We start from the raw sequence: 12218 nt of genomic DNA, 5'->3' as shown, positions 1-12218 counted from the left end.
AACACTTTAAAACGAAGGAAAATGAAAACAACTAAGACAATGTGGGTTATGTTGATAGCCCTTCTGACAGCGACAAGCTGCTCGGAGACAGAAACAGGAATAGACCCTGAACCGGGTAACGACGGTCAGGTATCTTTAGGTATCACTCCCAACCTGAAAGTGGATGCGGGAACCAAAGCAGCAACAAAATCGGTAGTAAGCGGTGAAACAATCACTTATCCTGTAAAACAATTCACCAGTTCTGATTATGCTCCGGGATTGGGTGTATTGGTAACAAACAGCGGAGCAACCGGCTGGTACACGCCCGACGGAACAGAGTATACAGGTCACCATGTCTGGTATATGGGTGATGATACAGGAAAGAACTGGATTTCGATTAAGGAAAAGAAAGATACTTATGAATCAACAAAAGAAGTTCCTTATTATCTGACAAAAGAGGTCGGCAAGGTGTATGCTTATTATCCCTATAATTCAAGTATTTCACTATCTATAAGCAGAGAATCCGACCTTAAAATTCCGGTAAAAGTTCTCGCTAGCGGTGAAATCGATGCCACAGCAAACAATGCAAAAAAATATTGGAAAACCAATGCATGGGCGGCGACAGCTAAGGCCGATCTGGTTAACCTTTCACTCTCAACAGAAAAAGACTACCTGTATTTTGCCGGAGAGGCGGGCCGTAATGTCAATAACGGACGTGCCAGTGGACAGACTCCCGTTGCGCCGGATGCAGATCCGGATAATACGAACGAAAATAATCCGGGTTATAAGATCAATTTGGATATGAAACATGCTATGGCAATGATTTCGTTTCGTGTGTATGATGGGGGACATCTGAGCGATAAGGACGTGAACTTCACCAAATTTGAAGTTAAAAATCATACCGGAGGTTCAAATCAGTTTAAGACAGGAGATGGAATGATGGCATTGACAGACGGAGCGATCACAGGAACATCGACTACTACCAGTTTGTCCCGTACGGTAACGAACTATATATTGATGAGGCAGATAGACGAGGAAGGAACAGAAGGTGAACATGCTTTTAAGGCAGGAACTTCTACCTCCTCCTCTGCGATAACCGGAAAGAATGTATCCCGGACAGTCAGTGCGGTAATTTACCCGATAGTGACTTTCGACGATAATGAGATAGATGTGGAAATCACGTTGCAGGAAGGTTCAAATGCAGCAGTCGTTTATCCCATCACCCTATTGGGAAACACCTGGGAAGCTGGTAACAATTATATCTATACGTTCTCGGCTGGTCGTAACAAGCTGACAGTTGTGGATGTAGCGGTAGAAGCTTGGGTCGATAACGAACAGGACGAAATCCCATTGTAATAACTCCATAAAAAGTACAGCCCATGAAAAAGTTCTTATACCTATTACCGACTGTGTTTCTATTGCTGTGTGCAGCTTGTACCGAGGCGGAAATTGTTCCGCCCGGGCCCGGTGGCGGTGATGCGGAAGAGGGTGTTCCTCTGAGTATAAAGAGCCTGGGCTTGTCGTTGGAGGTGGAATCGAGAAGCGTCGTAACGGGAGGTCCCGGCGATAAGGAACCTAACCCTAATCCGCTCACATCCGTAGGCGTATGCGTCACCAAAGAGAGTAGTAGCGGTACAGTGAGTTTCTATGCGAGCGGCATCAAAAGCCAGTCGTTTACTTACAATGCCGTTGCTGCCGTACCGGCTTGGGAGTTGGCGGAAGGAGAGGATCCCCTTTGCCTGTATACGGAGAAAGGGACAGTCTATGGTTATACTCCGTCTGAGAAAAGTGTGTCGCTTTCGGGAACTCCGAAAGTACCGTTGATGAGTGGTGTCAAGGTGCTGGATAAGCAGAAGTTCTACTTTAATGACGGTGGTAATCCGGTGGATGCTACGACCGATGTTCAATGGGAAACCGATCAGGATGATTATCTCTACTGTAAGACGACAGGGCAGGTAGACCGTTGGCATCCGGAGGTGTCGCTTCTGATGCAACATGCGCTGGCAAAGGTGAGCTTCCGCGTATCGGAGGAGGGAGAGGCTTTTGACGGTTGCCTGATAAAGAAGGTAGTACTGAAAAGTAGCGGAGGATTTAAAAAGTCTACCTCCGCCAAACTGAACCTTTCGACAGGCGGTTTGGAAGGTACGCTGACGGCAGTCGATCAACTGATATTTACAGCAGATGGGGATATGCGCGGTATCGGAAGTGAGCTTACAACGGATGAAACCGGTCAAACGGCTGTTCAGGCTTTCGGGTTGGTTATTCCGGTGGCAGGTGTGAGTGCCACATTGGAACTGACGCTGGATGACGGCCGTGTCTTTGCGATGAAGCCGTCCGGGAGTAGCGGAACTGATCCGGGCACATTTACGGCCAAGTGGGAGAAGGGATATAATTATATCTATAATATCCGCATGCAGGCGCAGGGGATTGAATTGACAGATATCCGGGTGGCAGGCTGGAATGATGGCGGAGAGTATGATATTCCGATGGAATAAAGGTACTATCAGTTACTATATAAAAGCATTATAATGATGAAACGGTATTTGATATATCTGATAGGATTACTGGTCGGTTGCACAGCCGGTCCGGTAGAGGACATGCCGGATACAGCGCGGCTGGTGGCGGTCAGTTTCGGTAAGCCAGACCTGGGTGTTCCGGAACTCCTGACCCGTGCAGGGGAAACTGTTTCTCCGTCACCGACCCTTTTACCTGTAGGGACGACCGTACGTGTCGGGGCGTGGTTTACCGGTAAGGTAGGCGGTGAATCGCAAGAGGCTTCCTTCTCTACGGAGGCACCTACGTTTGAAGCCACCTATGTGGTAAAAGCGGACGGTTCTCTGTCACCCTGCCTGGTTGATTCCGAAGGAAAGCGGGTGGAAGGAGAGGGCAAGGGTTTGATCGTACGGGGAGGCGTTTACGATTTCTATGCCGTTTCTCCGGCTCGTCCGTTGCAAAAAGGGGAGGATGGCTATTATAAGATAACAGGTGTCCCCCATAAGGAAGATGTGATGACCGGCTTTGTTCGCGGGGTGGCGGTGACGAAAGATTCACAACAGGTTACGCTCGGAACTTTCCGGCGGAAATGTGCGATGTTGGTATTCAATGTTGCCCCTTCCCCCGACAATGCCTCTTCTTTTGAGAAACTGTACGGAACGGGGCTGGTGATAAAAAAGATATCCTCTTCGGGAGCCGATCTGATAGCGGGCAGCGATACAGGTATCCTTCCTACGGGAGGCGGTAGCGGGACGGATGCACAGGTCGCATTCGTTGAAGGGGAGTTCGAACCGGTGGAACCGGAATCCGATCCGGACAATTCGGGGCTGAACAAGACGAAAGGAGTTATCCTTCCCAAAGACAGCCAGCCTTTCGAGGTAGAGATCGATGTGGTGAGGAACGATGAAACGGCGACCCTGAAAGCGACTATCGACAAGAATATCACTTTTGATGAAGGCAAACGCTATATTTTTACCCTTGAGGTGAAGAATAACGAAAGTAGCTTGCTGATGAAGGTGCTGGACTGGAATGCAGTCGTTTTCACAGACGATAATGTGGGAAGTCCCGACACCCCTTATCCTGATCCCGACATCAATGAAGGGATCGGTACGACTGTAACGGTTGCGACGTGGACGAAAATAATGTGGAGTGGAAATGGTGATGTCGGAGGAGATAGTTGACGAATATATATAATCGAAATACAATGAAACGAGTAAGTAAAATAAGGTTGTTTGTATTGTTGTTTCTGTTGGTTGCAGGCGGTTGTACACGGACGGAAGTAGAAGAAGGGGGAATTACTCCGCACACATTGGCAGAAGTAGATGCCAGCTTTAACTTGAATGTGCTGGCTACCCGGACTCCCGTTACCCGTAGCATTACTTTTACACCTGACGGCACGATCGACTCGGATACGCTGGCTGTAGGAGCAAGGGACTCGGTACAGACCAAAGCTGTCGCTCCGTTGTCGGAGGTGCAGGAAAATCAGATTGCCAGCCTGTGGATCGGGCAGTACGATGCGGCGACGGGTAAGCGTTTGCTGAACGAGTATCTTCCTTCTATGACCGGTACTACCGTCAACCTGAAACTGAAACAGAGCCAGAAAGATAGTAAGAGCCATGTTTATTTCGTGTCGAATGCTGGTGATCTGGGTGCGATAGCCGATGAAACGACCTTAAAAAAGCATACATTGGCTTATACTTCGACCGCTGAAGGATTGCCGGATAATAACTTATGCAAGATGATGGGAAAATGGGAGGGCGTGGTTCAGGCTGAAGGTATAAAAGATATTACGGTGGAACTGACGCGTCTCATTGCCAAGATCACGTTTACCTATTCGGTAGGTAGTGATTTTACATTTGAACCGGCTTCCGTCGTTTTGAAGAACGCACCGACCCTGTCGCAGATTGAAGCTCCTAAAGCGCAGTTGACAACGGATGGTATCGGTTATACCACATATATGGGTACGGCGAGTGGTTCCGGTGCGACTGTTTACTGGTATTTGCCTGAGAATATGGCGGGTACTGTCAGCGAGGCTGATGCAGTCGACGTTGAAAAAAAGAAGATCGGAACGGGTGTGACGAATGCAACCTGTATCGAACTGACCGGAGAGGCTGTGCAGGGTGGAGTATCGTATAAAGATGTTACGTTCCGGTTTTATCCCGGTAGCGACAAGAACAATTATGATATTGTACGCAATTCCCACTATACCATGAATGTGACTTTGATAGGTATAGACGTTTCCGACGAACGTATTACTGTCGGTGAGATACCTCCTATCGAGGTCGATTCGACCAGAATGCCCGCTAAGAAAGGCGGTGAAAAAGAGATACAGATCACAGCCCGTCCGGGGCAGCAGTGGGTGTTCGATATGCCTCCCTGGTTGTCAGCCTTGTTGGACGGCAGTGAGATCAAGCCGGGGGCAACCATAACACATCAGGGGCCTGCCAATGTCGTCTTTAAGGCTGTGGAGGCCAATCCGAAAGCGGAAGAGAGATCTGTCTCTTTTAATATAGATGTAAATGGAGAGGATCAGGAAATAACGGTCATTCAAAGCGGTTCGACCCTGACAAAAGGAAAGGATATTTCGTTGGCGGCAGTAACGGATTCGGAAGGAGAATCGACTTTTACTGCAACTGAAGGCTTGCAATGGCTGGCTGCTTTAAACGGTGACGGTTGGCTGGATTTCTCTAATTCGGCAACATCGGGTAGTGAGGCTCCGGACGGTGAGCAAACGTTGAAAGTAAAAGCGACGGCTGTCAATCCATCGTCCCAGGTGCGCAGCGGAAAGATAATAGTGAAAGCCGGGGCATCCGTGGGTGATCCTGCTTATATTCGTTTGAAACAGGAAATAACCGTAGAACAGTCGGGGGCTACTGTAACGGGTTCTACGCTGAGCGATATAGCAGCCAAAGGAGGAAGTGGCGAGTCTTCGTTTACGGCAACCCCCGGTTTGGATTGGGCAGCCAGTGTACCACCCGACGGTTGGATTTCATTAACGGGTGGGACTTCGGGAACTCCAACAACCGGTACAGCCCAGAAGATTACTTTTGATGCTGCTGTTAATCCGGATGCTTCTACTCGTGAGGGGGCAATCACTGTAAAGGTCGGTAATGCGGTCAGCGGAACAGATGCCGGCTTGACGAAGGATATCAAAGTAACTCAAAAAGCTTCAGAGTTGACTGCTTCCGGTGATCCGATCACATTGGCAGCTACAGCAGATGCCAGCGGCACATTAACATTTAAGGGGACTCCTGGATTATTATATTCTGCAACCTCGCCTGATTGGTTGGTATTGACGGGTACAACTTCCGGTACTACCGATGGTAACGAACAGGATTTTGGATATAAAACGAGCGAACTCAATTTGAATAGCACAGAGAATACCGGTAATATATCGGTAAAAGCCGGAAATATAACAAAGGATGTGGCTATTAAGCAGTCTGGTTCAACTTTTACTGTATCTAAAGGTGAGATAGATTTGCCGAATACGGAGAGTTCCGATTTTGTAACTGTGAATGGAACAGAAGGTTTACCGTGGACTGTGACTCGTGAGGATGGTAGTAGTATTGCAATATCATCAGATATTGAAAATTCTGTAGCGATAGGGAGTGATCAAACTTTGACGTTTAATGCAGAGGCCAATATTTGGGGTGAAGCTCGTTCTGCAACGTTTATTATCGCAGTGAAAGGGGGAAACCATTCAAAAACGGTTACAGTAAAACAAGAAAAAGGTATAAAAAATACGGCTGTGATTGATCAAAATCTGGTAGATGCTTTTGTTGCAGATCGACCTTTTTATGAGAAGACTGAAGTACCAGATGTTGGTTATCTTCCCTTTGCTTATGATCAAGGAAATGTGTCATCGGCGGAATATGTTGATTATAAAGGGAACTCCCAAAATTACACTCTGGAAGAAACCTATATTATTGAGGTGGATACGACTCAGGCTTATTATGGTTACAATACTGAGGCAACAGTATACTGTACGAAAAAAAAGGATGGTTGGCGGATACCTACTTTAATAGAATTGTATGCAATTAGAAATAAGTATAAAAACGACTCTAATGCTTTTGATGGTGCATTTGAGGATTATATGTATTGGAGTAGCTCGGTATATTCAACTAAATCTTATGCCCGATGCATGATAAACATTGTCAGAGGTACGTTTGATAACGGTAACGCTGCTTATTCACGGTATGTTCGCTGTGTCCGTGAAGTCAAGTGATCGGTCTTTAAAATTAAAAAATAATATATATATAACAGATTATGAACAAAGCAGATTTAGTAAACGAATTGGCTGTACAGATGCATGTCACGCAAGAACAGTCGCGTAAATTTGTAAATACCTTTCAGGTAGTATTGACGGAAGCGATCAAGCAGAATACTTCTGTTGTGTTACAGGGGTTCGGCAGTTTCGTGCCCTGGAAACAAAATGAGCGGGAAGGGCGAAATCCCCGAACAGGTGTTTCTTATATGATCCCGGCACGTACAAGTGTTAAGTTCAAACCCGGAAAGTTTTTACTCGAAGAGTTGAATCCCTGAAAATAGATTGTATTTGGGGTGCAGATTTTTAATCTGATGGATTTTAAATCTGTGTCCCAATACATCTGTTATGTGATTTTCCCTATTAATTATTCAATGCCTATCAGAATATATCATGAAGAAGCTAAATAAATTAGAAGCATTATTCCCCAATGGTAAGGTGCCCGATGCGAGAGTTTTCAACCGAAGTATCGATAAAATGTCGAAAGATGGCCGCAACCATTTACGTGAAAAGATTTATAAGTTAGCCTTCACGATATGGTCTACCTTACCTAAAAAACACCAGAAATTCATTCGGGAAGTAATCATCCATGACCGCCAGTCATATATCGATTTTATAATACAAAGAACCGTTATGTCTTGCCTTCGCTGTCCGCTCCGGTATCCTGTCTTGTTTATCCGAATGCTTCACTTGACAGAAGTCGTTGAACGGACTGCACAAACCTCTATAAATCATATTGCTATGTCCGTTCTGATCTGTTTCCAGATTTGCGGAAAGGTCGGAACACTTGCCGGACATATCGGCAAGGATGAGATTGCTTACGAAGAGGCGTTAGTGTTGATCGGCAAGATGACGCTGGTAGAATTTTGTGGGGTGTATTGAATAAAGTTCTGTAAAACTTGGATGCGGGTTTACGTTATTCAATAGTACCTGTTGTTTGTTTACGTATTGCCGGAATAAGAAACAAAACCGATCCCAATAAAAAAAATAATACCCCGATAATTGTAGAGACTGCACCTAGTTCCCAAAATACAAATTGTTGAATTGCTCGAATAAACCAGAATCCAGCAGTACCCATCAGGAAACATTTCCCAAGTTTTGTTGTAAATAGTTCTTTATGAAACGCAAAACAAATCACCGCAGTAAAGATAAAGTAGTAGATTATTTGAACATTTAGAATAGGCATGATCCATTTATTGGTGAATGACAGCTTTTCCAGTTCTGTGTTCCAGTCCCATATTTTCCAAAATCCGATGTGAAATAGTACGAAGAATATGTTATATATCCCGCCTGCAAAAATTACTTTTTTCATCTTATCTGTTTTTAAGTGTTATAGTATCTCCGAAAGTGATCTGTATAATAGTATAGGATACAAATATATGAAAAAGGCTGATATATAGGTGATTATTTCAATGTGTATTATGTTTTTTCATTGTATGCCGGATTTTATGGGCGTTAATAGTATTTTCCGATTCCGCCGAATCCGGTTATTATTTTATTTTCTCTCGTTTTATTGATAAAGTTGTTTAGTCGTTTTTTAAATTCTTTAGGCCGTTTCCTGGCTGCTTCAATGTATGCAATTCGGATACGTTTATATGGGTCGGAGAAGTGCAGATAGTTTTTCCATGCTGTTTTATCTTCTTTCAATCTGTCAATTATATCATCTGGAAAAATAAAAGGGTCAGATAAAATAGTTCTTATTTTATCCTCAAATTTAGGGTGTATCATTTTATTTTCCAATAACCATTTAAGTCTTTCTTTGTTGGCTTGCGAGTATGTACTTTTAGGGTTTCTAGGCGTGAAGCGCTGAATTTTATGTTCTTTGTCAAGTGTTTTTATCGTACTGTCGATCCACTCGAAACAAAGGGCTTCTTCAACAGCGTCGTTGTATGTAATACTTTTTTTGTCTGACGACTTACAAGGGAAGACAAACCAAATTTCGTTTTTGGTTTCAAAGTTGTCTGTCAACCACTTTCTCCAATCTTCCCTATTTTCAAAATACTTTCTTTTATCTTCTGTCGTCATTGGGTCATTTCTTTGTAAACTCGATCGGCTCGATGTCATAATTTAGGGTTCTGATGTCGCAGTCTTCGTAATCTATTCCGTAGCGCATCCTAACCATACCAAAATGTGGGGAGATATATGAAGGAAAAGTCGGATCGACAGAACACCAACCTGCACCTTCTATATAGCATTCGGGCCAAGCATGGGTACTTTCGGCTTTCCATTCGGGAACATAACAATATCCTACTGCAAAACGGGTCGGTATATTCATATAGCGCATCAATGCGGTAAATAGATTAGTATATTCGCTACAAGTACCTTTCCTTGTCTGGATAACTGTATTGACATCTACGGTTCTGCAAATCCCTGCATCGATCTGTTTGGCAATGGAGTCGGAAGGTGACAGATAGGTATAGACAAATTTAAGGGCTTTCTCTATTATGACAAAGGTCTGTGTTTCATCTTTGAACAGTGTATCGGCAATTTGTCTAACGTGTTCATTTTGTGCATCTATCAACGGAGTAGATTGCAAAAATCTAGTGATCTCTCTGTCGTATTCCCGTGATTTGTCATACTTGGCTTCTTTCATTTTAGCCAGTTTGCTTCCATCCAGGTAGGGGTTGATAGTGGTGAGTGATATTTCGTAGTTATCTCCGTTTTTCGATATTTGAGTAATTTGTTGAGGATAACAGTCTATTGCCTTAATATCAGGTTTCCTCACTGTAAAGGTAAAGTTGACGGTATCCTGATTTTCCAGGCGAAAGTATTTGGAATATGATTGCGCAAAAGCAGATTGTGCAATAAACAGGCACGTAATCAGCATAAATGGATATTTACTCATGACGTTTCGTTTTATGATTTACAATTGGCGGCAAAGGTAGTAAATATTTGAGATGTAGGGATGAGGATAGGGAGAAAGCTTTGGGGTGGGGAGGCTACATTTGATTTAAGTTACTGAATAGACTACATAAACTATTATAAATTATGTTGCAGTGATTGTTTTCGGGATCGTTTTTCGGTAATAATGCCAATCGTTTTGTCGTACACACATCTCCACAGTGACCGAATAGTACTTATCCTTCGATTTGAATACCTTTAGTAAAAGTATTGCTACCTCCATTTGCTGTATCATGTAAGGAGATATCTCAACTTGATTGACGACAGGTTTAAACAGGTAGTACTCTTTGTGACTCCAGTATTTTGATTTTTTTTATTGTTGTGTGTATAATAATTTGTAAATCAATAGAATATAAACTGTTAGAGGAGTGAGGTTTTAGTTGCCTTCTTGATAGTTTTTACTTTGCCTCCTTTTATCCATTTTATAATTAACCTCTGTTGGTTAATTATCTTATTTTTTGTTTCTCTTTTTATTGCTTTTTTTATTACTTTTGTATTATAACATAAAAAAATAATATTATGACGAACGAACCTATAATCAATGCTAGATTTAAAAAATATTGTGAAAATTATGGCTTATTGAAACTTTCTGAAAATGAAGCCTTTGAGCAGTTTGTGAATTCTGCTATTTTAATTCAACATCAGCCTGATGCTTTTTCTGCAGATTCTGAATTGATAGACTCTGTATGTGTTGGTGGCCCTGGAGATACAGGAATTGATGGAATTAGTATAAAAGTAAATGGGATGTTAGTTAAAAGTATAGATGAAATTAAAGATATTATATCTAAGTCTTCAAGATTAAGTATTGAATTCATTTTTATTCAATCTAAAAATAAATCTCATTTTAGTGCAACTGAAATTGGCGCATTTATTACAGGGGTTAGAAATTTTTTGTCAGAAAGGCCAATGATTCCTTTAAACGAAAAACTAGAAAATGCTTTTAGAATAAAGGAATATTTAGTAAGTGATGATATAACATATTATTGGAAAGAGTCTCCTATTGTTAGGATGTACTATGTTGTTATGGGAAAATGGAATAATGACCCCTTGCATATTGGAACTGTGGAGCAAGCTAAAAAAGATATATTAAATACGAACATATGTTCTAAGGTTGATTTTTATTTTATAGACAGTGAATATTTTAGAAATATACTAGACAGTAATGAAAATAAATTTTCAATAATTATTGATGTGATAGATACGATGGGACTTACTTCTGTTGAAGGTGTTGAGAATTCATGTATGGTTTTATGTAGTGCTACTGAATTGTATAAACTTATAACAACAGATGAAGGGGTCATTAGAAAATCACTTTTTGATGATAATGTAAGAGATTATCAAGGAGAAAATACCGTTAATACAGAAATTCTAGAAACTATTTCAGAATCTCCACAAAAATTTATATTATTAAATAATGGAATCGCTATTGTTTGTGATGAATTTATTCCTAATAATAGAAAGCTTAAAATAGAAAATCCACAAATAGTAAATGGATGTCAAACTTGCCATGTTTTATACAAAGCTAAAGAATCGAATCTTGATATTAGTTCTATTACTCTAGTCATTAAGTTAATAGCTACTAGAAATGATGATATAGCAAATGAAATAGTAAAAGGAACAAATCGTCAAAGTATCGTGTTGGAAGAAGCATTTGAGACAACTAAAAAATTTCATAAAGATTTAGAACGTTTTTTCAATGTTTATATTGCTGATTTTCAGGATAAAATATATTATGAGAGGAGAACTAAACAATATGCTCATAATCCTACGATAAAACCGATACAAAAAATTAATTTAAGAATATTAACTCAATATTGTATAGGTGTAATCAAAGAAAAACCATATTTGTCGCATAAGCATGAGTCTATTTTGCTTAAAGAATTTGCTAATGATATTTTTCAAGAGTCTCATTCAAAACTTCCATATTTCGCTGTTTCATATGCATTTTATACACTAGAAAAACTGTTTCGAGAACAAAAAATTCATAAAGATCTAAAAGCATATAAGGCACATTTGTTAATGGTTTTTTGTCGATTAGTTGCAGGCAAATGCCCTAATTTGTTGATGGAGAAAAATGTTGATATTTATGCAGATAAAATTTTAAAAAATTTATATGATATAAAAAAAGCACATGAAAAATTTGAAATATCGGCTAAGATTTTTTATAGGTCAAAAAGATTTTGGATTGATAATTTGAATAAAAGTAAATATGCTATTAAAGATATTCCAGAGTTCACAGAGTTACTAATAAAAGATGTGTCTGATTTTACTAATAATCCAGTCGTAATACAATCAGAAGTGATCAATGTATATTCCGGTAAAGTTAAAAAAGTAATGAAAAATAGTGCTGGAAAATATTGTGGTTATATCAGTTGGGCGACTAGTGATATTTTTTTTCAGCAAAGTAAGAATCCGGGACTAGTATTTGAAAATTTGGAGAATAAAAAAGTGAAATACTGTATAACTAGCCCAGATAATAAAGGACGTGTTCAAGCAATTAATGTACAAATAGAGGAATAGCAGAGATAATAATGCGCAAATAATAGAGACAAATTTTATTTTTCAAACTGAGGTTATGTAT

The 12218-nt window shown here is 41.0% G+C and carries 10 protein-coding genes; 7 read left to right on the top strand and 3 right to left on the bottom strand.

Going from position 1 to position 12218, the window contains the following annotated elements; all coding sequences use genetic code 11:
- Window positions 1-21 precede the first annotated feature (21 nt).
- From BQ7394_RS12665 to BQ7394_RS12640, 6 genes are all read left to right on the top strand, one after another.
- Window positions 22-1335 (top strand): fimbrillin family protein, encoded by a 1314-nt coding sequence (locus tag BQ7394_RS12665; RefSeq protein ID WP_075557766.1) that lies wholly within the window; start codon window positions 22-24, stop codon window positions 1333-1335.
- 23 nt (window positions 1336-1358) lie between these two features.
- A complete protein-coding gene (locus BQ7394_RS12660) occupies window positions 1359-2474 on the top strand; it encodes a fimbrillin family protein (protein ID WP_075557765.1) in 1116 nt (371 codons plus the stop codon).
- Window positions 2475-2507: 33 nt separating this feature from the next.
- Window positions 2508-3653 carry a BF2992 family fimbrillin-A clan protein gene (locus BQ7394_RS12655; RefSeq protein WP_235848740.1) on the top strand — a complete coding sequence of 382 codons (1146 nt, stop codon included), beginning with the start codon at window positions 2508-2510 and terminating at the stop codon, window positions 3651-3653.
- Between the two features lie 23 nt (window positions 3654-3676).
- Window positions 3677-6697 (top strand): BACON domain-containing protein, encoded by a 3021-nt coding sequence (locus BQ7394_RS12650; RefSeq protein ID WP_139317705.1) that lies wholly within the window; start codon window positions 3677-3679, stop codon window positions 6695-6697.
- A 41-nt stretch (window positions 6698-6738) separates the two neighbouring features.
- Complete coding sequence (locus BQ7394_RS12645) at window positions 6739-7014, top strand: HU family DNA-binding protein (protein WP_075557763.1); 276 nt, start codon at window positions 6739-6741, stop codon at window positions 7012-7014.
- 115 nt (window positions 7015-7129) lie between these two features.
- Window positions 7130-7618, top strand: coding sequence for a hypothetical protein (locus BQ7394_RS12640; protein WP_075557762.1), 489 nt, complete (start codon window positions 7130-7132; stop codon window positions 7616-7618).
- A gap of 34 nt (window positions 7619-7652) precedes the next feature.
- Here BQ7394_RS12640 and BQ7394_RS12635 read toward each other — a convergent pair whose 3' ends face one another.
- The 3 genes from BQ7394_RS12635 to BQ7394_RS12625 form a co-directional block, all read right to left on the bottom strand.
- Window positions 7653-8048, bottom strand: a complete 396-nt coding sequence (locus BQ7394_RS12635) for a hypothetical protein (protein ID WP_075557761.1) — start codon at window positions 8046-8048, stop codon at window positions 7653-7655.
- 143 nt (window positions 8049-8191) lie between these two features.
- Window positions 8192-8761 carry a YdeI/OmpD-associated family protein gene (locus BQ7394_RS12630; RefSeq protein WP_075557760.1) on the bottom strand — a complete coding sequence of 190 codons (570 nt, stop codon included), beginning with the start codon at window positions 8759-8761 and terminating at the stop codon, window positions 8192-8194.
- A gap of 4 nt (window positions 8762-8765) precedes the next feature.
- On the bottom strand, window positions 8766-9581 hold the full coding sequence (locus BQ7394_RS12625) for a transglutaminase-like domain-containing protein (protein ID WP_075557759.1): 816 nt from the start codon (window positions 9579-9581) through the stop codon (window positions 8766-8768).
- A 575-nt stretch (window positions 9582-10156) separates the two neighbouring features.
- Here BQ7394_RS12625 and BQ7394_RS12620 point away from each other — a divergent pair.
- Window positions 10157-12157, top strand: a complete 2001-nt coding sequence (locus BQ7394_RS12620; RefSeq protein WP_075557758.1) for an AIPR family protein — start codon at window positions 10157-10159, stop codon at window positions 12155-12157.
- Window positions 12158-12218: the final 61 nt, after the last annotated feature.

Origin of the sequence: Parabacteroides timonensis, from assembly GCF_900128505.1 — a bacterium.
In the GTDB taxonomy this organism is placed as follows: Bacteria; Bacteroidota; Bacteroidia; order Bacteroidales; family Tannerellaceae; genus Parabacteroides; species Parabacteroides timonensis.
The sequence above is the reverse complement of the archived record's forward strand: the minus strand, read 5'-3'. Positions and strand labels throughout refer to the sequence as shown.

Coding starts and splice junctions, on each gene's coding strand:
- BQ7394_RS12665 (WP_075557766.1), top strand. CDS start 22: ATGAAAACAACTAAGACAATGTGGGTTATGTTGATAGCCCTTCTGACA.
- BQ7394_RS12660 (WP_075557765.1), top strand. CDS start 1,359: ATGAAAAAGTTCTTATACCTATTACCGACTGTGTTTCTATTGCTGTGT.
- BQ7394_RS12655 (WP_235848740.1), top strand. CDS start 2,508: ATGATGAAACGGTATTTGATATATCTGATAGGATTACTGGTCGGTTGC.
- BQ7394_RS12650 (WP_139317705.1), top strand. CDS start 3,677: ATGAAACGAGTAAGTAAAATAAGGTTGTTTGTATTGTTGTTTCTGTTG.
- BQ7394_RS12645 (WP_075557763.1), top strand. CDS start 6,739: ATGAACAAAGCAGATTTAGTAAACGAATTGGCTGTACAGATGCATGTC.
- BQ7394_RS12640 (WP_075557762.1), top strand. CDS start 7,130: ATGAAGAAGCTAAATAAATTAGAAGCATTATTCCCCAATGGTAAGGTG.
- BQ7394_RS12635 (WP_075557761.1), bottom strand. CDS start 8,048: ATGAAAAAAGTAATTTTTGCAGGCGGGATATATAACATATTCTTCGTA.
- BQ7394_RS12630 (WP_075557760.1), bottom strand. CDS start 8,761: ATGACGACAGAAGATAAAAGAAAGTATTTTGAAAATAGGGAAGATTGG.
- BQ7394_RS12625 (WP_075557759.1), bottom strand. CDS start 9,581: ATGAGTAAATATCCATTTATGCTGATTACGTGCCTGTTTATTGCACAA.
- BQ7394_RS12620 (WP_075557758.1), top strand. CDS start 10,157: ATGACGAACGAACCTATAATCAATGCTAGATTTAAAAAATATTGTGAA.